Source organism: Pseudarthrobacter quantipunctorum (assembly GCF_045291495.1).
In the GTDB taxonomy this organism is placed as follows: Bacteria; Actinomycetota; Actinomycetes; order Actinomycetales; family Micrococcaceae; genus Arthrobacter; species Arthrobacter quantipunctorum.
The window spans coordinates 779,121-799,976 of the sequence record NZ_CP148033.1 but is presented as its reverse complement, the minus strand read 5'-3'; the positions used below and the strand labels follow the sequence as shown (position 1 = coordinate 799,976).

23 protein-coding genes are annotated in these 20,856 nt (G+C 67.2%); 13 read left to right on the top strand and 10 right to left on the bottom strand.

Going from position 1 to position 20,856, the window contains the following annotated elements; all coding sequences use genetic code 11:
- Positions 1-701: 701 nt before the first annotated feature.
- The 6 genes from WHH00_RS03695 to paaA are packed head-to-tail and all read right to left on the bottom strand — an operon-like array spanning position 702 to position 5,539.
- Positions 702-1,496: an enoyl-CoA hydratase/isomerase family protein gene (locus WHH00_RS03695; RefSeq protein WP_406636631.1), complete on the bottom strand. Its 795-nt coding sequence runs from the start codon at positions 1,494-1,496 to the stop codon at positions 702-704.
- Positions 1,497-1,522: 26 nt separating this feature from the next.
- Positions 1,523-2,764: a 1,2-phenylacetyl-CoA epoxidase subunit PaaE gene (gene paaE / locus WHH00_RS03690; protein WP_188727063.1), complete on the bottom strand. Its 1,242-nt coding sequence runs from the start codon at positions 2,762-2,764 to the stop codon at positions 1,523-1,525.
- A gap of 9 nt (positions 2,765-2,773) precedes the next feature.
- Complete coding sequence (gene paaD / locus WHH00_RS03685; protein ID WP_406638484.1) at positions 2,774-3,295, bottom strand: 1,2-phenylacetyl-CoA epoxidase subunit PaaD; 522 nt, start codon at positions 3,293-3,295, stop codon at positions 2,774-2,776.
- A gap of 8 nt (positions 3,296-3,303) precedes the next feature.
- On the bottom strand, positions 3,304-4,164 hold the full coding sequence (gene paaC / locus WHH00_RS03680) for a 1,2-phenylacetyl-CoA epoxidase subunit PaaC (protein ID WP_406636629.1): 861 nt from the start codon (positions 4,162-4,164) through the stop codon (positions 3,304-3,306).
- Positions 4,161-4,538, bottom strand: coding sequence for a 1,2-phenylacetyl-CoA epoxidase subunit PaaB (paaB, locus tag WHH00_RS03675; protein ID WP_104184541.1), 378 nt, complete (start codon positions 4,536-4,538; stop codon positions 4,161-4,163). Before paaB ends, paaC begins: the two co-directional genes overlap by 4 nt.
- Positions 4,535-5,539: a 1,2-phenylacetyl-CoA epoxidase subunit PaaA gene (gene paaA / locus WHH00_RS03670; RefSeq protein WP_406636626.1), complete on the bottom strand. Its 1,005-nt coding sequence runs from the start codon at positions 5,537-5,539 to the stop codon at positions 4,535-4,537. Before paaA ends, paaB begins: the two co-directional genes overlap by 4 nt.
- A 466-nt stretch (positions 5,540-6,005) precedes the next feature.
- Between paaA and WHH00_RS03665 the strand changes: the two genes are divergently transcribed.
- Together WHH00_RS03665 and WHH00_RS03660 are read left to right on the top strand one after the other, a co-directional pair.
- A complete protein-coding gene (locus WHH00_RS03665) occupies positions 6,006-6,674 on the top strand; it encodes a hypothetical protein (RefSeq protein WP_406636624.1) in 669 nt (222 codons plus the stop codon).
- A 96-nt stretch (positions 6,675-6,770) separates the two neighbouring features.
- The gene (locus tag WHH00_RS03660) at positions 6,771-7,883 is read left to right on the top strand and encodes a hypothetical protein (protein ID WP_406636622.1); all 1,113 of its coding nucleotides are present in this window, start codon (positions 6,771-6,773) and stop codon (positions 7,881-7,883) included.
- Positions 7,884-7,908: 25 nt separating this feature from the next.
- Here WHH00_RS03660 and WHH00_RS03655 read toward each other — a convergent pair whose 3' ends face one another.
- A complete protein-coding gene (locus tag WHH00_RS03655) occupies positions 7,909-8,298 on the bottom strand; it encodes a response regulator transcription factor (protein WP_406636620.1) in 390 nt (129 codons plus the stop codon).
- A 107-nt stretch (positions 8,299-8,405) separates the two neighbouring features.
- Positions 8,406-8,882 carry a universal stress protein gene (locus WHH00_RS03650; RefSeq protein ID WP_406636618.1) on the bottom strand — a complete coding sequence of 159 codons (477 nt, stop codon included), beginning with the start codon at positions 8,880-8,882 and terminating at the stop codon, positions 8,406-8,408.
- 38 nt (positions 8,883-8,920) lie between these two features.
- On the opposite strand from WHH00_RS03650, the gene WHH00_RS03645 reads away from it, so the two are divergent.
- From WHH00_RS03645 to WHH00_RS03620, 6 genes are all read left to right on the top strand, one after another.
- On the top strand, positions 8,921-9,133 hold the full coding sequence (locus WHH00_RS03645) for a three-helix bundle dimerization domain-containing protein (protein WP_406636616.1): 213 nt from the start codon (positions 8,921-8,923) through the stop codon (positions 9,131-9,133).
- Between the two features lie 66 nt (positions 9,134-9,199).
- Positions 9,200-13,153, top strand: coding sequence for a Pls/PosA family non-ribosomal peptide synthetase (locus tag WHH00_RS03640; protein WP_406636614.1), 3,954 nt, complete (start codon positions 9,200-9,202; stop codon positions 13,151-13,153).
- A complete protein-coding gene (locus WHH00_RS03635) occupies positions 13,150-14,562 on the top strand; it encodes a M1 family metallopeptidase (RefSeq protein WP_406636612.1) in 1,413 nt (470 codons plus the stop codon). Before WHH00_RS03640 ends, WHH00_RS03635 begins: the two co-directional genes overlap by 4 nt.
- A complete protein-coding gene (locus tag WHH00_RS03630; protein WP_406636610.1) occupies positions 14,559-15,266 on the top strand; it encodes a 4'-phosphopantetheinyl transferase family protein in 708 nt (235 codons plus the stop codon). Before WHH00_RS03635 ends, WHH00_RS03630 begins: the two co-directional genes overlap by 4 nt.
- A gap of 138 nt (positions 15,267-15,404) precedes the next feature.
- Positions 15,405-15,734, top strand: coding sequence for a metalloregulator ArsR/SmtB family transcription factor (locus tag WHH00_RS03625; RefSeq protein WP_350002699.1), 330 nt, complete (start codon positions 15,405-15,407; stop codon positions 15,732-15,734).
- Positions 15,734-16,564, top strand: coding sequence for a cation transporter (locus WHH00_RS03620; RefSeq protein WP_406636608.1), 831 nt, complete (start codon positions 15,734-15,736; stop codon positions 16,562-16,564). The genes WHH00_RS03625 and WHH00_RS03620 overlap by 1 nt, the downstream gene beginning before the upstream one ends.
- A gap of 46 nt (positions 16,565-16,610) precedes the next feature.
- Here WHH00_RS03620 and ykgO read toward each other — a convergent pair whose 3' ends face one another.
- Positions 16,611-16,733 carry a type B 50S ribosomal protein L36 gene (gene ykgO, locus WHH00_RS03615; RefSeq protein WP_011693081.1) on the bottom strand — a complete coding sequence of 41 codons (123 nt, stop codon included), beginning with the start codon at positions 16,731-16,733 and terminating at the stop codon, positions 16,611-16,613.
- Entirely contained in the window at positions 16,730-17,857 is a 1,128-nt protein-coding gene (locus WHH00_RS03610; protein WP_406636605.1) for a GTP-binding protein, read from the bottom strand. The genes ykgO and WHH00_RS03610 overlap by 4 nt, the downstream gene beginning before the upstream one ends.
- Positions 17,858-18,534: 677 nt before the next feature.
- On the opposite strand from WHH00_RS03610, the gene WHH00_RS03605 reads away from it, so the two are divergent.
- The 5 genes from WHH00_RS03605 to WHH00_RS03585 are packed head-to-tail and all read left to right on the top strand — an operon-like array spanning position 18,535 to position 20,807.
- Positions 18,535-19,011: an Asp23/Gls24 family envelope stress response protein gene (locus WHH00_RS03605; protein WP_406636603.1), complete on the top strand. Its 477-nt coding sequence runs from the start codon at positions 18,535-18,537 to the stop codon at positions 19,009-19,011.
- Positions 19,008-19,199: a hypothetical protein gene (locus tag WHH00_RS03600; protein WP_406636601.1), complete on the top strand. Its 192-nt coding sequence runs from the start codon at positions 19,008-19,010 to the stop codon at positions 19,197-19,199. Before WHH00_RS03605 ends, WHH00_RS03600 begins: the two co-directional genes overlap by 4 nt.
- Positions 19,196-19,627 (top strand): hypothetical protein, encoded by a 432-nt coding sequence (locus WHH00_RS03595; protein WP_406636599.1) that lies wholly within the window; start codon positions 19,196-19,198, stop codon positions 19,625-19,627. The genes WHH00_RS03600 and WHH00_RS03595 overlap by 4 nt, the downstream gene beginning before the upstream one ends.
- Positions 19,624-20,205: a hypothetical protein gene (locus WHH00_RS03590; protein ID WP_406636597.1), complete on the top strand. Its 582-nt coding sequence runs from the start codon at positions 19,624-19,626 to the stop codon at positions 20,203-20,205. Before WHH00_RS03595 ends, WHH00_RS03590 begins: the two co-directional genes overlap by 4 nt.
- Positions 20,202-20,807 carry a hypothetical protein gene (locus WHH00_RS03585; RefSeq protein WP_406636595.1) on the top strand — a complete coding sequence of 202 codons (606 nt, stop codon included), beginning with the start codon at positions 20,202-20,204 and terminating at the stop codon, positions 20,805-20,807. The genes WHH00_RS03590 and WHH00_RS03585 overlap by 4 nt, the downstream gene beginning before the upstream one ends.
- Positions 20,808-20,856 lie beyond the last annotated feature (49 nt).

Here is a 20,856-nt window from a genome sequence, read left to right as displayed (position 1 = left end):
ATCGCCTGGGGTGGTGGTCAACGTTCCAGTAAAGGTCGTAGCCTTATCACCCTGTTGAACAGGCAGCGCGTTGCCCGTCCCCGGCGAAGCAGAAGCAATTCCGACCTTTGAATTCTGCTCTGATTTGTCGACAGTAATCGTGATCGTGTAGGAGACGGACGACCCGGTAAACGCCGTTCCTGTTTGTATATCGAACACCGTCGGCGCTTGGACAGTCAGTTGGCCAGAACTTCCCGCGGCAGGCGCTGGCCCGACAGGCCCTACGGTGACCGCCGCGGGAACGGGCGCAGACGGTCCTGGTGATGCGGCAGCAGCCGGGGCAGCGATGGCGGTGGCGATTACCGGCAGCGACCACGCCACACCCGCGACTACCCGCCGACGGCTGAAACTTTTTTCTTCGCTGTCAATGACCCCAGAATTCAAAACCCCAGACAATGTGCCCCCATGTAGACGTAAGCTGCCGCCAATTCCGATAAAGGCTGGCAGCGTGCATTAGCCGTGTTTTCCCGGCTTCGCCTACTCTTTCCAACGTAACCAAAAGTTCCCACAAGCAACCGGCAAATTCGGCTCAAGATCTGATCTAGACGAAGGCTGCGGTTTAGTCATGCGGGGGCATGGGGGCGCGGAACTTCGATGGAAGGCGGCAGGCGGGGGAACCGGGACGTCGGAGGGGGCTGGATTATGAGTCCAAGGTTCCGGCGCTACAAAGGCAATTTCCCGCCCATGAATTTCGGCTCGCGCTTTTCCTGGAAAGCCCGGAAACCCTCGGCATAATCGTCCGTTGTGCAGAGGCGTGCCTGCTCGGCGTTCTCCTCCTGCATGGCCTGCCACAGGCCCAGCCGCTGGTCCCGGATGTGCGCCACCAGCTCCTTGCTGGCCACAAACGCGCCGGTGGCGCCCGAAGCCACGCGGTCCACGATCCCCCGCGTGGTGGCCAACAACGCATCCGCCGGCATGGCCCGGCTGAACATCCCCTGCGCCACGGCCTCGGCCCCGGAAATCAGGTCCGCCGTGTAGATCAGGTCCAGTGTCCGGTGCATGCCCAGCCGCTCGGTGAAGTACCAGTGCCCGCCCGAGTCCAGCGTGGCACCCAGCTTGGCGAACGGTGATCCGAACTTGGCGTTCTCCGCCACGTACACCACGTCCGTGGCCAGCAGCAGCCCCAGCCCCACGCCCAGGCACGCACCGTGGGCGGCCGCGAACGTCGGCGCAGGGAACGCTGCCATCTTCTTCAGCAGCGGCTCCACCAGCCCGCCCAGGTACGCGGCGGCGTCGTCGCTCTCCGGCGTCACGTTCTGGATGTCACGGCCCGCGCAGAAGGCGCGGCCCTCTCCCCGAAGCAGCAGTGCCCGCACCTCACCGCGCGAGGCGGCGGCAGCAGCGTCGTCGTACGCCTGTGCTAGATCCTTCAGCGCCTGCTCATCCAGCGAGTTCAGCTTGTGCGGCGCATCCAGCACCACCTCGGCAACGGCATTGTTGATGGAAAGCGAAATCATGGAACTCCTTGGATGGGACCGGAAACTTAGACGTCGAAGTCGACCGTGACTTCCTTGCTGGTGGGGTGGCTCTGGCAGGTCAGCACGTACCCCTTGTCCAGCTCATCCTGCTCCAGCGCGTAGTTTTCGTCCATGGTCACGCTGCCGGTGACCACCTTGGCCCGGCACGTGCCGCACACTCCCCCGGCGCACGCGAACGGCACGTCCGGGCGGACCCGCAGCGCGGCGTTGAGGATGGACTCGCGGGCGTGGGTGGGGCTGGCCACCTCGCCCTGCAGGCCGTCCAGCTTGAACGTGATCTTGTACGTCTCCTTGGACTCGTCCACCAGCACGGGACGGCCGGCGTTGCCTTCAGGTTTGTCCGGCTTGCCGGACGTGAAGAGTTCGAACCGGACGTTCTCCGGCTTCACGCCGCGCTCGGCCAGGGTGTCCCGGCACAGCTGCACCAGCTCGAACGGCCCGCACAGGAACCACTCGTCCACATCGTCCGCGTGGATGGCGGTGCCCAGCAGCTGCTGCAGCTTCTCCGAATCGATCCTGCCGGAGAGCAGCGGCGCGATCCGCTGCTCGCGGGAGAGCACGTGGTGGATGGCCAGCCGCTGCGGGTACTTGTCCTTCAGGTCCGCGAGCTCCTCCAGGAACATCACGTCCATGGCGGCCTTGTTGGCGTAGATGAGATCGAACCGGCACTCCGGGTTGGCGGCCAGCAGCGTGCGGGCGATCGCGATCACCGGGGTGATGCCTGAGCCGGCCGCGATGGCCACGAAGCTCGCTTCCCCCTGGGAGGCGACATCCCCCGCCAGCTCCTCCGGGTTGTTCATGGAGTTCATCCGGTTCTGCTCCACGGCTTGGCCGTCCCGGCCGTGCCGGGACACGAACGCGCCCATGGGGCTCATGACGTCGAGCGTGTCCCCGGCCTTCAGCTCGGCGTTGGCCCAGGTGGAGAACAGCCCGCCCAGGTCCTTCTTGATGGCCACGCGGATCTCGCTGGTGCCGTCCTCGAAACTGCGCGGCTCTGCGCAGATGGAGTAGCTGCGGCGGATTTCCTTGGGCTCGCCGGACTCGTCCGGCAGCGTGGTGCGCAGCGCCACGTACTGGCCGGGCAGGTAGTCGAACTGGCCGGCGAGCTCCGCGGGCACGTGGAAGGACACCTCGATGGCGTCATCGGTGAGCCGGCGCACCTCCTTCACGGCCAGGGTGTGAAAGGACGGACGACGGCGGCCGGTGGCCTGCGCCTCCTCGGCGGCAGTCTGGCGGACAACAGGCATGGGGCTTCCTTACAGCACTTTGAAGTAGTCGAACGGTTCCTTGCAGTCCTGGCAGACGTACAGCGCCTTGCAGGAGGTGGAGCCGAAGCGGGTGAGTTCCTTGGTGTTCAGGCTGGCGCACTGCGGGCACTTGACGGCCATAGTGAGGCGGATGGGGCCAGCGTGCCTTGCGGCATGGGACTTGCCCGTGGGCGGGGCGATGCCGTACTCCTGCAGCTTCTGCTTGCCCTGCTCGGTCATCCAGTCCGTGGTCCACGCCGGGGAGAGCACCAGGTCCACCTCGACGTCCTGGTAGCCCTCCTTGGCGAAGGCGGTTTTGACGTCGTCCCGGATGGCGTCCATGGCCGGGCAGCCCGAGTACGTGGGGGTGATGGTGACCTTGACCTTGCCGTCTCTCACCTCGACGTCCCGCAGGATCCCCAGGTCCGCGATGCTCAGCACGGGAATCTCCGGGTCCACCACGGTGGCCGCGATGTCCCAGGCCTTCTGCCGCGGCGTTGCCGTCCTGGATTCAAAGTCCGAGATGTACATGGCGGCCGTCACCACTTCGCTCCGGGATGCTCGCGGGCCAGCACCTGCATCTCGGCCAGGATGTAGCCCAGGTGCTCGGAGTGCCTGCCCTGCCGGCCGCCGCCGGGTGCTGCGGGAACGTCCGGCACATCGAGTTCAGCTTCTGTCAGGATTTCGCCGGTGAGCCGGTCAAAGTCCTCCCTGAGCGAGGAAGGCGCGACGGCGATGCCCGCCTCCGCGAGCCGTTCCGTCAGGGCGTCGTCGCGGAAGAGTTCCTCCACGTAGGGCCACATGATGCGGAAGCCGTGAATCATGCGTTTGCGGGATTCCTCGGTTCCGCCGGCCAGGCGCAGCACCCACTGGGCGGCGTGGTCGCGGTGGTAGTCCACTTCCTTCACGGCCTTGGCGGCGATGGCGGCCAGGGTGGCGTCCTTCGATTCGGTGAGGCGGCTGTAGAGCAGGAACTGGTAGTAGCTCACCACGAACTGGCGGGCGATGGTGGCCGCGAAGTCCCCGTTGGGCTGCTCGAACAGCTGCACGCTGCGGAACTCATGCTCGCGCCGGAAATAGGCGAGGTCATCCTCAGACCTGGCCGAACCGTCGTCGTTCATCATGGCGCCGCCGGCGTAGCTGAGGAAGGAGCGGGCGTGGCCCAGTTCGTCCAGGGCGATGTTGCCCAGGGCGATGTCCTCCTCCAGCTCGGGGGCGCGGGAGATCCAGTGGCCCAGGCGCTGGGCCAGGATCAGGGCGTCGTCGCCCAGCCTGAGGGCATATTCGGCGATGTCTTCGGTTGGCTTCGCGAGGCCGGTGCGGACCTCCAGTGCGATGTCCTCGGGGCGGAGGGCGTTGCCGGGGGTGATTCTTGTTGCGGAGGCGTTGGCTTCGCTCACAGGTGCTTCACCCCTTCGCTCTTGGTGTAGTACGTGGCGTGGCGGTAGTCCTTGCCCTGGGGGGACTCGAAGAACGCGCCCTTGGAATCGGGATCGCTGGCGGCGATGGCGTCAGCGGGGACAACCCAGATGGACACGCCCTCGTTGCGGCGGGTGTAGAGGTCCCGGGCGTTTCGCAGGGCCATGGCGGCATCCGGTGCGTGCAGGGAGCCGGCGTGGACGTGGCTCAGGCCGCGGCTGGACCGGACGAAGACCTCCCAGAGGCCCCAGGCGTGGTCCGTGTGTTCCTGCGGCTTGGGGGATGCCTTGGGGGCTTCGCGGTTGATCTCGGTGGCGGAGCTGGCGGGTGCTTCCGGGTTCCCGTGGGGGCTCATGCTGCGTATTCCTTCGTCTTCATTGACTGTTTCTGTGCATAGGCTGCCGCTGCCTCGCGGACCCAGGCGCCGTCGTCGTGCGCCTGCCTGCGGCGCTCAAGGCGCTGGGAGTTGCAGGGGCCGCGGCCGGCCAGGACCTCGTGGAACTCGTCCCAGTCCAGCGGGCCGTGCTCCCACTTTTTGGTGTCCTCGTTGAAGCGGATCTGGTCATCCGGGAGGGTGAGGCCCAGGACCCGGACCTGCTCCACCATCATGCCCACGAAGCGGCTGCGGAGCTCATCGTTGCTGAAGCGCTTGATGTTCCAGGCCATGGACTGCTTGGAGTTGGGGGAATCGTCATCCGGCGGGCCGAACATCATCAGGGCCGGGGCGTACCAGCGGTTCACGGCGTCCTGGGCCATCTGCTTCTGGGCGGGGGTGCCGTTGGAGAGCTCCAGCAGGATCTCGAAGCCCTGGCGCTGGTGGAACGACTCCTCCTTGCAGATGCGCACCATGGCCCGGCCGTAGGGGCCGTAGGAGGCGCGGCACAGCGGGACCTGGTTGCAGATGGCGGCGCCGTCCACCAGCCAGCCGATGGCACCCATGTCCGCCCAGGTGAGCGCCGGGTAGTTGAAGATGCTGGAGTAGCGGGCCTTGCCGGCGATCAGCGCGTCCGTCATCTCGTCCCGGTTCTGGCCCAGGGTCTCGGCGGCGGAGTAGAGGTACAGCCCGTGGCCGGCCTCGTCCTGGACCTTGGCCATGAGGATGGCCTTGCGCTTCAGGCTGGGGGCGCGGGAGATCCAGTTGGCTTCCGGCTGCATGCCGATGATCTCCGAGTGGGCGTGCTGGGAGATCTGGCGCAGGAGGGTCTTGCGGTAGGCCGGCGGCATCCAGTCCTTGGGCTCGATCCGGGAGTCCTCGGCGATGACGCGGTCAAAGTTGGCCTGGCCGTCCGCCTCTGCCGTGTCGCTGGTTCCAGCCGTTAGGTCGACCGGCACTGACTGCAAGTTCTGGGCTGCCATGGTTGCTCCTATGCAAAGACCGTCTGGGACGTGCGGAATTATTTACCGACCGTTCGTTCAGGATATGCGGAAGCCCGAGGGCCCGTCAAGCGTCGGGAAGGTGCCACGCGCTGGGAAGGTGCGCGCCGCCGTCGTCCCCCTTGCGACGCTCTCTCACTCGATGCGCCCTTTTCGCTGACGCTCTCTCACTCGATGCGGACTTTCCCCCGACGCTCTCTCACTTGATGCGCCCTTTCCCCTGACGCTCTCTCACTCGATGCGGACTTTCCCCGGACGCTCCATCACCTACCTGCGCCCGGTGCGTGCCGCCGTCGTGCGTTCCTGCTCCGGCATCCGTGCCGCTGAGGCCGCGCGTGAGGGTGTAACGCAGGTGTAACGCGTCGGGGCCACGATTAGAGCTCCCTGATCATTAGGCGACGCCCGTCGGGAGGATGGACACCGAACAGCGGAAGGAGATGTGGGGCCGATGAGCCGACATACCCGCCCGGCCGCAATCTTGTTGGGCCTCTTTGCGATCAGCCCCCTGCTGGTGGCCTGTCCGTCATCACCCAGCTGCAGCGGCAGCCAGCGGCCCTACAACAACGTGTGCCTGGACACCGTCGCCATCACCTACATCGAATGCACCAAGGGACGCGGCTTCGATCTGACAACCGAATTGAGCGGAAAACTTGGCGGAACCTTCAAGGTGATAGCCGACGCGTCTGTGGAGGCCGCGTACAAACAGACCCAGGAAGAGAACACTGTGGTCGCCCTCCAGATTGTCTCTGACTGCTTGAAAATTGCCGAAAGCAGTGCGGACACAGCGGCGAATAGGTCAGCGGCTGAGGAATCCCGTCAACGTGCTGACTTGATCAGGCAGCAGGTCGAAGAAACCGCCCACATCGAGATCGCTCCCAACCAGGCCCGGGCCGGTCAAAGCGTCCTGGTCAGCGGCACAAGCTTCTATCCGGAAGAAACCGTGGCAATTTATGTTCACGCAACGCTCGTTACCCAAATCAAGGTTGATGGCCAAGGGGCATTCTCTGCCACCATAACGGTTCCAAAAAACGCCCTCCCCGGCTTCCAAACCGCAATCACCGTGACCGGCGAAACGTCAGCCAAGTCCGCCCAGGCCCCGTTCGAGGCGTTGCAGTAGTTCGGTGCCGGCCCTTATGCCTCAGCAGTTCCGGCGCGGCAGTAACGCCGCAGTAACGGGCCGGGGGTTCTGCTTGCTGTGGTGGGAGGTGATGGCGTGGTCAGGAAACATAAACCGTCAGCCAAACCTCCCTGGTACAAGCGCGCGTCAACGTTCATCATCGCCGCGGGTGCGCTGGCGGCCGCTGTCCTGGGCGTGCTGAACCTCTGGGACAGGATCTTCCCGCCGCCGGACGACGACCTGGCCAGGATCGAATCCATCCACATCATCAAGCGCACGCTGCTGAGCAGTTTCGCTTCTGAGGGGATCGGGAAGCTCCTGCCCCTGACCCCCGTTCCTGAGGCTGCGTCCGCTGGGCGGATTCACGACGACGGCGGGCTGGCCGGGGCGGGATTCCTCCAGGCCGCGCCGCCGGACCGCGGGGACGCAGTGGCCACGCCACAATTCACGGGCCTGGAACAGTTCACCATGCGTCCACTGCCCACCGTGCGGCCGGTCCCGCGGCCCACCTTCCTGACGTTCACGCCGGCACCGCCCCCTACGCCGCTGCCTACTCCCACACGTACGACGGCGGCGCCCAGTCCCACGCCCACCGGCACCTCCACGAGGACGGGCAGTCCGTCGCCTACCCTGAGCACCACGCCCGCCGGCAACCTGACCTTCTCCCCCGACCCCTCCATGGCGCTCCTCCGGCTCCTCCCGCCCGTGACCGATGAGTACGTTTTCGATGTGTCGAATCAGCAGGCGATGCAGCACATCCCGCCTCCCGCCCGCGAATACTCAATCCGCTCCAGGGTGGTCGAAACCGTCAACGAAAAGGGAGAACCCGTTCCGCCGGAGCAGGTGGCTGAGAGGCTGGCCGAGGCGCTGCAGGAGGTGGAGGCGACCACCGGCCCGCAGGGCGAGGATCCGCAGGGCTGGACCCTGGCCGTCAGGGTTGACCTCCAGGGATTGGCCGGTGTCCCCCTGCTCCTGACCTGGTCCCTGGACGGCCTGGATGTTCCCCTCACCTGGCAGGCCGAAAACCTGGCCTACAGGGTGGTGGGGGCCACGCCCCACGATGCCAGTGTTGCCGAGATCTGGGTGCCGGACCTCAAGCGGCCCGGCAGTTACAACGTCAACATCAAGCTGTCCTACGAAGCCACCGGGATCATCGCCGACTGGCGCCCGCTGGCACTGCCGGACACAGGAGTCACGCAGGGCGGCTGAGTCACGCAGCCGCCGTACCCGGCGCTCAGAGACGGGCGCCGGGCTGCAGGCGGCAGAGTTCCAGAGCCGTTTCCCTCAAGGTGCTGGGAAGGAAGGGCTTCGTAAGATAGGCGGCGGCTCCGGCCGAGAGCCCGGCAAGAACGTCGTCGTCTTCTGCCCTGGCCGTAAGGAACAGCAGCGGTGCCGGGGTCAGCTTCCGCAGTTCAAGGCTAAGGTCCCGTCCATCGATGTCCGGCAGGCCCAGGTCAAGGGTAATCAGGGCCAGCCTGGAACCCGCTGCGGCGGCTGCTGCTTTGCCCTCGGCCCCCGTTCCGACGGCCAGCACCTTGAACCCGGCGCGGCTCAAAACGGCGGTAATCAGTCCGCAAACGTCAGGGTCATCTTCAATGACCAGGCAGACGTGCTGTTCTTCCACTAAGCGCCCCCCGGCTCCTTGTAGTTGTGGCCAGTGTAAGGCTGACCGGCCGGGACCGGAGATTAAAAGTGGAAACATTTCGTCCCCTTGCCTGGCGGTGAAAACGCTCAGTATTCGCGGACAAGGACGACCGGCCTGTTCTGTATCCGGGTGAGCCTGTCCGCCACCGCACCCTCCATGCTCCTGCCGATTTTGGCGAGAACGCCGGGCCGGCCGTTGCCCACCATGACCATGCAGGCGCCGGCGCTGTCGGCCAGCCGCGCCAGTGCGGTGCTGACGTCGCCGTGCAGTTCCCGGAAGGACCATGCTGTTCCGTCCGGGCCAAGGAGGCCCGCGATGCGTGAACGTACTTCCTTGGCAGGGTAGAGCGCTTCTTCATTGACAACGGGGTCGAGCGAGAGCGCTGTACGTATCCGTTGAGGCTCCCACTCGGTGAGGACACTGGACGGATCAACATAGGCGCAGACAAGGTGGACGTCCAGCGCAGCAGCCAGCTCTGCAGCTGAGTAGACAAGCCTCGGCGGAACCGGCCACGGGGCCCCGAGAATCAGCGGCCCTTCATAAGCCATACCGAATTCAAGCATGCTTGACGCCCGGCAATGCCACCCCCAGAATTTGTCGGATGGACCAGGACCCAGAGGAACCCCTTGTACTGCGCGTGGTTGATCGGCTTGCTGCAAGCTATCCGGAGACCCCCAGGGACTACATCGAGGACATCGTGGCCGCCGAATTCGGCACCTTGGGCCACGCCCGCATCCGCAGCTACCTGCCGATCCTGGTGGAACGGAGCGCCTGGAACCGGCTGCACAGGGAGACCGGCCATCGGCCAGGCTGATCATCCCGCTTCACGGCTGCCGCAGCTGTTCACCATCCGTTCACTCCCGCAGAGTAACTTCAGCCGGTGAATGTTTCTGATCTGACTGAACCGGCCGGGAAGCAGGCAGCATACCTGCCCCAGTTGGCCGGCGCCGGGAAGGCTGCACCGCCGCGCACCCTGGTCCAGGTTTTTGAGGAAACGGCCCGGCAGTTCCCTGACGCTTCGGCCCTCGACGACGGCAGGACCTCCCTCAGCTACGCGGACCTCCACGCCGCGGCCAAGGCGTACGCCCTGCGCCTGCACCGTAACGGGATTGGGGCCGGCGACAAAGTGGGGATCCGCATCCCGTCGGGAACCAACGAACTGTACGTAGCCATCCTCGCCACACTGCTGGTGGGGGCAGCCTACGTTCCGGTCGACGCCGACGACCCCGAAGAGCGGGCGGCCCTGGTCTTCGAAGAAGCCGGGGTGGCGGCGGTCCTCCGCGCCGGTGAGATCATCACCGTTGCCGGCAGGAAGGGTCCCTTCCCGGCGCCCCGGCAACCCGGGGTCGAGGATGACGCCTGGGTCATCTTCACCTCCGGCTCCACGGGCAAACCCAAGGGCGTGGCGGTGACCCACCGGTCAGCCGCGGCCTTCGTTGACGCCGAAGCGAGGCTGTTCCTTCCGGACAACCCCGTGAACTCCTCGGACCGCGTCCTGGCGGGGCTGTCGGTGGCCTTCGACGCGTCCTGCGAGGAGATGTGGCTGGCCTGGCGGAACGGCGCCTGCCTGGTGCCCGCCCCGCGGTCCCTGGTGCGGACCGGGATGGATCTGGGCCCGTGGCTGATCACGAACGGGATCACCGTGGTCTCCACCGTTCCCACCCTTGCCGGCCTGTGGCCGGCCGAGTCACTGGACGCGGTGAGGCTCCTGATCTTCGGCGGCGAGGCCTGCCCGCCCGAACTGGCGGCCCGGCTTGCCGTGGACGAACGCGAGGTCTGGAACACCTACGGGCCCACCGAGGCCACCGTTGTGGCCTGCGCGGCACGGATGGACGGATCCGGTCCGGTCCGCATCGGGCTGCCGCTGGACGGGTGGGACCTCGCTGTGGTGGACTCTGCCGGCGTCCCAGTGGACGAAGGGCAGACCGGGGAACTGATCATCGGCGGTGTTGGCCTGGCCCGCTACCTGGACCCGGCCAAGGACGCCGAAAAGTATGCCCCCATGGACACGCTGGGATGGGACCGTGCGTACCGCAGCGGTGACCTTGTCCGGTACGAGGCTGAAGGCCTGGTGTTTGTGGGCCGGGCCGATGAGCAGGTGAAACTCGGTGGGCGCCGGATCGAACTGGGCGAAATCGACGCCGCGCTGCAGTCCCTGCCCGGCATTCAGGGCGCGGCGGCGGCGGTCCAGACCACCGCTGCTGGAAACCAGATCCTCGTGGGGTACCTGGCGCCGGCGGTGGGGACATCCCCGGATCTGGACGAGTCACGGCGCCTGCTGGCCGCCCAACTCCCCGCGGCGCTCGTTCCGCTGCTCGCCGTCGTCGAAAGCCTCCCTGTGAAGACCAGCGGCAAGGTGGACCGCCATGCGTTGCCGTGGCCGCTGGCGCAAGCGTCTGCAACGGAAACCGCGGCACTGGACCTGGACCCCCAGTCAGCGTGGATCGTTGAACAGTGGGCGGCCGTCCTGGGGACGCCACCGGACAGCCTGGACGCCGATTTCTTTGCCTACGGCGGCAGCAGCCTGGCGGCCGCCCGCCTGGTCTCCGCCCTCCGGGTGCGCTACCCAACCATCACCGTGGCAGACGTCTACGCCCGCCCGCGGCTTGGCGCACTGATTGAGCTCACCCGGCTTTCATCGCCCGACGGCGGCATGGCGGCTTCCGAGCACATGGAACGTTCGGTGCGGCCCACCGCCCGGAAATCGCAGGTCTTCCAGATCCTGGCCGGGCTGCCGCTGCACGTGCTGGTGGCAATGCGCTGGCTGACGTACCTGATGGCCATCAACAACATCCTTGCCGCGTGGGGTGTCCTGAACAATGCTCCCACCGTGTCCTGGTGGTGGGTGCTGGTGTCCTGGCTGGTGTTCGTGAATCCGCTGGGCCGGATGGCCATCTCGGTGGCCGCGGCCCGCCTGCTGCTCCGCGGCGTGGTTCCCGGCAGTTATCCGCGGTCGGGGAAGGTACACCTGAGGTTGTGGCTGGCCGAGCAGATCGCGGACCTCTCGGGGGCGGTCAGCCTGGCCGGCGCCCCCTGGGTTCCGTACTACGCCCGGGCACTGGGCGCCAAAGTCGGCAAGGATGTTGACCTGCACTCCGTCCCGCCCGTGACCGGCATGCTGAGCCTGGGGACGGGCTGCTCCATCGAACCCGAGGTGGACCTTTCGGGCTGGTGGATCGACGGCGACCTGGTCCACATTGGGCATGTCCGGGTGGGCCCCGGGGCAACGGTCGGTTCGCGGAGCACCCTGATGCCCGGTGCGCGCATCGGTGCCGGGGCGGAAGTTGCCCCGGGCTCGGCCGTCCTGGGCAAGGTCAAGGCGAACCAGCGGTTCGCCGGCTCGCCGGCCCAGCGCCTCGGCAAGGCACAGCGGGACTGGCCCGCCCGGCCGCCGTCCGGGCTGAAGTCGGTGCTCGCGTTTGGTGCCTATGCGCTTGCCGCGGCGGCGCTGGCGCTCATCCCCTTCGCCTCCGCCGCGCTCGGCGCCCTCCCGGTGATCGCCGCCGTCCGCGGCCAGGACACCCTGGTCTCCTCGTGGCCGGTGCTGCTGTGGGCTGTCCCTGCTGCCGCCGTCGTCTGGTTCCTGTCCAACATGATCCTGACGGCCGCCGTCGTCCGTCTGCTTGGCCTGGGCCTCCGCGAAGGCCACTACCGCGTGCGCAGCTTCACCGGCTGGCGGGTCTGGGCCACCGAACGTGTCCTGGACATGGCCCGGGACCTGCTCTTTCCCCTCTACGCAAGCCTGTTTACACCGGTCTGGCTGCGGCTCCTGGGGGCCAAGGTGGGCCGCAACGTTGAGGCGTCCACCGTGCTCCTGCTGCCCTCCATGACCACCGTGGGCGACGGCGCGTTCCTGGCCGACGACACCATGATCGCGTCCTACGAGCTCGGCGGCGGGTGGATGAGGATCGCTCCGGCGAAGATCGGAAAACGGGCATTCCTGGGGAATTCGGGCATGACCGGGGCGGGCCGCAGCGTGCCCAAGAACTCGCTGGTGGCTGTGCTGTCCGCGACGCCGGCGAAAGCGAAATCGGGAACGTCCTGGCTGGGCAGCCCGCCGGTGCGCCTGCGCCGCGCGCGGATGGAGGCTGACCAGAGCCTGACCTATGACCCTCCCCTGAGGCTGAAGATCTACCGCAGCTGCTGGGAACTGTGCCGCGCTGTGCCGGTCATCCTCACCGCAGCTATCGCCGTCGCCCTCCTTGCGGTCCTGGACTGGATAGCCGGCACCGCCGGGTACGCCGCCGCGGCCCTGCTCGGGGCGCCCGTGGTGCTGGCGGCCGGGGCTGTGGCCGCGGCGAGCTCGGTAGTGGCCAAGTGGCTCCTGGTGGGGAAGATCGAAGCGCGGGAGCACCCCCTGTGGAGTTCCTTCATCTGGCGCAACGAGGTAGTGGATACGTTCATCGAGATGGTCACGGCACCCTGGTTCGCGCGCGCTGCCGCGGGCACGCCTGCCCTGGTCTGGTGGCTGCGCGGCCTCGGGGCCAAGATCGGCTCCGGCGCGTGGTGCGAAAGCTACTGGCTGCCCGAGGCGGACCTGGTCACGCTGGGTGAGAACTCCACCGTGAACCGCGGCTGCGTCATCCAGACCCACCTCTTCCACGACAGGGTGATGAGCATCGACACCGTTACGCTTGAAGCCGGGGCAACCATGGGCCCGCACGGAGTCATCCTGCCTGCAGCCCGGATTGGTGCCGGCGGTACAGTGGGGCCGGCATCCCTTGTGATGCGTGGCGAGACCGTTCCGGCGGCCAGCTACTGGATCGGGAATCCGGTCAGCCCATGGACATCCCCGGCCGCCGCCGTTCCCGCCCGAGAGGCCCAGCCACAGTGACCGCACACCAGGAGCACCTACCAGGCGGTTCGCGGACGGCAGCACCTTGCCGCCCGCTGCCGGATCCCTACACGCCGGGGCACGGATCCGCGGACTACGGGGTGTCCCGCTACGAGCTGTACCTCGACTACCGCGTGTCCACCAACAGGCTCTCCGGCCACGCCGCCATCACAGCACACTCCCACGTTGAGCTGGCCACCATAACCCTGAACCTGGCCGGGCTGCGGGTGCTGAAAATCCAGCTGGACGGGCAGCGCGTCCAGAGATTCAGCCAGCGCGGACACCAGCTCTTCATCTTCCCCGCCCGCCCGGTGTCCGCCGGCAGCGACTTCAGCCTGGACATCCGGTACGAGGGCTCCCCCGGTCCGCTGCGCGGCAACTGGGGAGAAGTGGGCTGGGAAGAGCTCACCGACGGGGTGCTTGTGGCCGGACAGCCCACCGGCGCGCCGTCCTGGTTCCCCTGCAACGACCACCCCAGCCAGAAGGCCAGCTTCGGATACACCATCACCACGGAGGCCAACTACAGGGTGGTCTGCAACGGTGTGCTGGTCTCGCGCCATGCCAAGGCCAGCCGTGAAACCTGGGTCTTTGAACAGTCCGAACCCATGGCCACCTATCTGGCCACGGTGCAGATAGGCCGCTACGAGCTTCTTCCACTGGCCATCCAGCCCTCTTTCCCGGCGCACCGGGCGGGCACCGCGGACGACGGCGGCCGCCGCGCCGTCCCGCAGTTCGTTGCGGCACCCCGGGCGCTTATGGCCACCGCCACTGCCGCCCTCGCCCGGCAGGGGCAGATGATGGAGGCCTTCGAGACCTGCTTTGGCCCGTACCCGTTTGCCGGTTACACCGTGGTGGTGGCGGATGATGCCCTCGAGATCCCCCTGGAAGCCCAGTCGCTGTCCGTGTTCGGCCCCAACCATCTCACCCAGCAGTGGGAGGACCAGCGGCTCGTTGCCCATGAGCTGGCCCATCAGTGGTTTGGAAACTCCCTGACCGCCACGGCCTGGGCTGATATCTGGCTGCACGAGGGATTCGCCTGCTACGCCGAGTGGATCTGGTCCGAGGCCTCCGGGAACGCCACCGCTCAGCAACGGGCCCAGGGCGCCTGGCAACTCCTCTCATCCCAGGCGCAGGACCTGCTGGTGGGCGACCCCTCACCGGAGCTGATGTTCGATGACCGGGTGTACAAGCGCGGCGCCCTGGCCCTCCATGCCCTGCGGCGTGCCACCGGTGATGCGCTGTTCTTCGGACTCCTGAGGACGTGGACGCACCGGTACCGCTTTGGCGGCGTCAGCACAGCTGATTTCGTGGAGACGGCCAACCAGGCATGCGTCGAGCTCCCCGGTTTCGACGCCCGCGCCGTCCTGTCCCCCTGGCTCTACCAGTCAGCACTCCCCCCGCTCCCGTGACTTCTCTTCAGGGCCCCTCGCTGGCAGCCGTACGGTTGTCCGACGTGGACCTGGGCCTGGCGCACCTCTTGGACGAGGCGGAACTGGCCAGGGCCACGACCTTCCGCTCCAGCGCTCTGCGGGACACCTTCACAGCCGGCCGGATAGCGCTGCGCCTCCACATCAGCGCACTGACGGGAGACAGCCCCGGGTCGCTCACAGCGGACTACTTTTGTCCCACCTGCAGCAACCGCGCCGGCCACGGGATTCCTCAATACCAAGTCCCTTCCCGTGCAGGCCGCCTCCGCGCCAGCCTCAGCAGGTCCGGGAACTGGTGCCTGCTGGCCGCCAGCCTGGACGAACGCCCCGCCGGTATCGGGGTGGATATTGAGAACGGGTCCGCGGCGGACTTTGACGGATTCCCGTCGCTTGTGATGACCGCGAATGAGCGCGGCCAGCTGCAGGAAGTGCCCCCCGCGCTGAAGGCCAGGTTCCAGACCCGCCTGTGGGTCCGCAAGGAAGCGGTCCTGAAAGCCCTCGGGACGGGCCTGGCACAAGAACCTTCCGCGATTGATGTGTCTGGTTCAACCCCCGCAGGGCTCAGCGGGCCTCCCGCCGCCGCCCTATGGAAGGTTGAAGATCTAAGCCCGGCCGCTGTGGGCATGCCAGGGGACTTCGCTGCCTCCATAGCCACTTGGCAACCCCGCGACGTCGGACCGCAATAGCTGGCGCAAGGTTGGCTGCAGGTGTCTTCGGGATGATCTTTCCCTGGTGGTTAGGGCCCGGCCTGGATGTGCATCTCCTGCTTCCTGGTGGTCGATACACTTCTCCATGAATACATCCAGAGATGTACCATAAAGACCATGGAGACGCTCACCCATTCCTCTGTGCTGGCCCGCTTCGGGTACGCCCTGTCCGATCCCACCCGCGCCCGGATCCTGCTGGCGCTGCGGGATGCGGCGTCATACCCCAGCGATTTGGCCGAGCTGATCGGCGTCAGCCGGCAAAGCCTCTCCAACCACCTGGCCTGCCTGCGGGGGTGCGGGCTGGTGGCGGCCGTCCCCGAAGGCCGGCGCATGCGCTATGAGCTGGCCGATCCGCGGCTTGGGCTTGCCCTGACCAACCTCCTGGGCGTGGTCCTGGCCGTCGATCCGGAGCACTGCAGCGTCAGCGCCGAGGAAGGGTGCTGCTGATGGCCGCCCCGCAGGCTCCGGCCCAAGCAGCAAACAAGGAAAACCGCGAAGCCGTCCTGACCCGCCGGGTCCGCCTCCTGGTGGCGGCAACCATCACCTACAACGTCATCGAGGCGGTTGTGGCCATCAGCGCGGGAACAATTGCCTCCTCCACGGCCCTGATCGGCTTCGGCCTGGATTCGGTGATTGAGGTGTCCTCGGCGGCAGCCGTCGCCTGGCAGTTCTCCGGCCGCGACCCCAAGTCCCGCGAAAAGAAGGCGCTGCGGCTTATCGCGATCGCCTTTTTCGCCCTTGCCGCCTTCGTCACCGTAGGGGCTGTCCGTTCACTGCTGGGTGCCGGAGAGGCGGAGCATTCAACGGTAGGCATCGTCCTTGCCGCCGTCAGCTTGGCCGTGATGCCGTTACTGTCCCTTGCCCAGCGCAGGGCGGGCCGCGAGCTCGGCTCACGGTCCGCCGTCGCCGACTCCCGCCAGACCCTCCTGTGCACGTACCTGTCCGGCGTCCTGCTGCTGGGCCTGGTGCTCAACAGCACCCTGGGCTGGTCCTGGGCCGATCCCGTGGCCGCACTGGTCATTGCGGCAGTGGCCGTCAAGGAAGGCCTGGATGCCTGGAAAGGCGAGGGTTGCTGCGCGCCTGCCCCTCCGGCGTCCACGCGGACAGGCCAGCGAACGACGACGGCGGCACCGGCCTCCGGAACGGACGCGCCTGCCGCCGGGCTGCTGATCGTGACGAAGGCCGGCGATGGCGCCGACGCGTGCGACTGCTGCCGGGACGCCGCGGCACAAATGGCCCCGCAGACGGCAGCACCCGGCCAGCCGCGCCCGAGCTGAAGGGGCGCTGCCGGCCGGGTGCTCCGCGTGGGCACGGAATGGCGTTTTAGCCCTGGCGTGCTTTCATGCGGGGATTCTTCTTGTTGATAACGAAGGTCCGGCCGCGGCGGCGGACAATCTGGGCTCCCGGAATTTTTTTCAGGGCGCGCAGTGAGTTGCGTACTTTCATGAACTGCTCCTTTCTGAGGTTTCGGTGGTCTGGTTCAGGCCAAAAGGGTCCGGGAACGAGTCTTCGCTGGCGGCCATTTCCGCCTCGGTCAGTTCACAGGCGTTGAGCAAATCGGCGATCTCGGCAGCGTCCAGATCGTCCCCGGTAAAGGCCACGATGGTGCCGCGGTCACCGTACTCGGGATGCCACTCCTCCAGGCCAGCGCCCGGCATGTTTGATACAAACGGAAGGGACTTCCGGCTGGCCTGCCAGGGCCCGGTGTTCTCCAGCCAGACCCGCGGGCCAATGCCCTGGACGGCGATCCGGCAATCCGGCGCCGATGCCACCCAGAGCCGGCCGCGGAGCCAGCAGCATGCCTCAGCCAGGGTGGCCAGCGCATGGCGGAAGCGCTCGGGGTGCAGGGGCCGTTCCACCCGGTGCACCACGGTGGCGAACGGAGCCGAGGGTTCGGGGGCTGCCTGCACCGAACCGGGCATGGTGCGTGCGGTGGCATCTGCGAGGTTGTGGACTCCGGTGCACACGTCGCCATCACTCTCGGCCAGCACCGCATGGGGTGCCAGCTCGCGGATCAGCTGGACCCCCCGGACGCGGGCCTCCGGCTCCACCGGAACAAGGGCGGGATCCGCCAGCATCACGGTGTCAGTGAAGCACAGTTCCCGCATCAGGAATTCTCCGGGTGTCCGTTCATCCTCCGGAACCGGGGTGAAGCCCGATTCAAACAGGGTGTGGTGGTCCCAGATCTGGTCCTCCAGGGCATCGGGCGCGCAGGCCAGCACCACCGAATCGATGGTGACGGCATCGCCAAGGCCCCGCAGCAGCGCATGCACGGCCGTCTCGGCAGCTACGGCCGGCGGCAGTCCAACAATGATGTTGGTGCCCGACTTCAGCAGCCGACCTACCGTGGGCACAAGGTCCAGGCGGACCGCGCAGCTCAGGCAGGGATGCTCAAGGGTGGACTCACCATGGACCAGGCGGACACCCTCCCGGAACATGCGCCGGACCACCAGGCCGCCTTCAAGAAGGTCATGGAACACAACAAGGGCACCCGGCTGCTCGGCGGCCAGTGCCGCACAGGCCTTCTGGCGGCTGAAGACATCCAGGGAGCTGACAAGGGTCAAAGACATACCCAAAAGATTACATGCGAATCATTCTCATTTACAAGGAGGGTGCCTCACGCACACCCCCTCAAATAGCTAGTCCGCCCTCCACGGGGGAAGGCGGACTACGCATCTACCTAGCGGCGGTTGCGCGGCGGCTGCGCCTGCTGCCCGGCACGGAGCTGCTTGGCCTTACGGGCCTTCTGCACCTTGCTGATGATGGTGGGCAGGAAGAACAAGAACAGTCGTTTCATGACTTTGGTCCTTTCATTGGTGTTCCACGGTCCCGTTTCCGGGATCATTCGGGCGCCCGGAGGACACCATCCGATCCCGGCATGTCGAGATAGTAAGCATGGTTACTAAATAGATCCTAGGCACAGTGGCCGCCCATTGCGCAAGGCCCCGACCACCCCCGCACCCCCAACTAGGTAGCAGCAGATGCTGTTATGGGCGCTCAAAACGACATCTGCCGCTACCTAGTTGGGGTGGGGCACCCGCGGTGAGGGGCGCCGGCACACCCGCCCACCGCCGTCGCAATCCCCGCCACAGCGCGCGCCGACCGCCGTCGTAATCCCCGCCGTCGAACGCACTGCTGGAAGTGTGGCACAGCTCACATCCTTTCCTGCGTGAGGTTTGCCGGCCCCGCTGCGTCTTATCTGCACAGGCGCACAACAGCGCAGGTTCAACAAAGAGGAGTGATCGCTTTGACTACCCAGACGCAGACCCCCGCAGATGTCGCTGCCATGAAGACTTCCCCGGCCCCGATGGCCGCACCCGCCCAGCCCAAGGGCAAGGACGGACGCGGCGCCACCACCGTTGACGACGCCGTGGTGGCGAAGATCGCCGGCATCGCCATCCAGGAGATCGACGGCGTCCACGCCCTCGGCGGCGGAGCAGCCCGTGCACTGGGCACGCTGCGCGAAAAAGTAGGCCAGAAGGACCTGACCCAGGGCGTCAGCGTTGAGGTGGGCCAGACCCAGGTGGCCGTTGACGTCACCCTGGTGGTCGAATACCCGCACCCCCTCCAGGACGTGGCAGACCGCGCCCGGGACGCCGTGTACACGGCCATCGAGGATCTTGTGGGCATGGAGGTGACCGAAGTCAACATCACCATCACCGACATCCACGTCCCCTCCGACGATGCCGAGGAAGACGCCAACCAGGAGCCGAGGGTCGCGTGAGCCCCGCAGTAACAGGCACCGCCGCCGGGGCTGTCCTGGCCCTGGCGGCCTTGGCTTTCGGATTCGGCGGATTCCTGCTCACCGCCCTCTTCATGGGGACCGGTGCAGTGCTGGGCCGGGCCGCCCAGGGCACGCTGGACGTCGGGGCAGTGATGGACGCCCTCCGCGGCAAGCGCTCCTCCCCATGACGCGCAGGGGCTACAACCGGATCTCGCCCGCGGCACTCCGGCACACCCTGGAGACGGTTGCGGCTGAAGCGTTCGGCGTCCCCGGGAAGAACGTGGACGCAGATCTCCGGGATGACGGTGGCACATTGGGGGCCGCCATCTCGGTGCAGCTTCCCCTCCCACCGCTGCTGTCCCGCGGCCCCGGCCCCGCAAAGGGCGCGGTGGCTTTAGGAGGAACGGCTGCAGGGGTCACGGCTGCTTCGGGCACGCTGTTCGAGCAGGCGAGGAGGGCGCGGGACACCATCCTCCGCCGGGGCGCTGACCTCAGCGGGCTGCAGATGGGAACGGTGGACATCACGCTCGCCGGCGCCGGGCAGCCCCAGCGGCCCAGCCGGGTGGACAGCAGTCATCACAAACAGCAACGGCACCAGGAAAGGAGGCCGGCTTGAACAACGAACGGCTCATCCGGCGCATGGTCCGGCGCGAAACCCACTCGTCCCGGGCAGCAGTGTCCGTCCTGGCCGCAACGGTCCTCTTGGCATTCTGCCTCTGGCTGGCCCTGGAATCCGTCCTGATGCTGGCCGGCGTTCCCGCGCTTCTGGCCTCACCCGAGCAGATGGGACGCTGGCTGGCAGGCCTCCCTGCCGCCACCATCCCGGCCTGGCTGGCTGCCGCAGGGACAGGCATCGCCCTGATCGGCGTGCTCCTTGTTCTTGCCGGGGCAGCAGCCGGACGCCGGTCCCGCCGGGCCCTGGCCAGTGACCGCTGCGCGGTGGTGGTGGACGACGACGTGATTGCCTCCGCCGTCTCCCGCGCCGTGCAGGTCAGCGCCGGAGTCGCTCCGGGCCAGGTGACCACCACCGTGGCCGGACGCTCCGCACGCGTCCAGGTGCGTCCGACGTCGGGCCTTGCCCTGGACGCCGCCGCCCTCACCGCCGCTGCCAGCAGCGAACTGGCACAGTACGGGCTGGCCAGGCGCATCACCCCAGCGGTGCGCGTGGCCAGCGGAGGGGCGGTGGGGCAATGAGGAGAACCAACCGCGCCCTCAACCGGACCCTGCTGATCTTCCTGGGACTGCTCGTTGCCGCTGTGGGTGCCGTGGTGGCGGCGGCCGGGATCCTGCCCGCGGTGGCGGAAGCGTGGGCTGCCACGGCGTCCGCGCTGCTGGGCCAGGCTTCGGACCTGCTGGGCACCGCACCCCTGCCCGGACCCGTCCGCAGCTGGTGGGTGGTGGCCTGGGTGGGCGGCCTGCTCTTGGCAGCCGCGCTGTGCGTCGCATGGATCGCGGCGCAGGGCGGCGGCCGGACCAGGCGCCTGGCGCAGGAGGACGACGGCGGCCGCGGCACCACCGTGATCGACGTGGGGCTGGTCTCCGCTGCGGTCAGGAACGCCACAGCGGACAACCGCCTGGTGCTGTCCACGGCAGTCTCCGCGTGGGAACTGCCCCGCACAACAGGCCTCCAGCTGCGGCTCCAGGCCCGCCAGGGCGCCTCCCCCCGCGATCTTGCCGGGACGGCCGAAGAACTGGTGGCAGGAATTGATGCCTGGCTGGGCGATCAGATCCCGGTCCTGGTCCGAATCACCAGCGGCGCCCGGACCACAACGGCACGGCGGGGCAGGGTGCAGTAGCCTCCCCGCCGTTCCGGACCTGTTTTCCGGACCACCAGCTTTGCTCCGC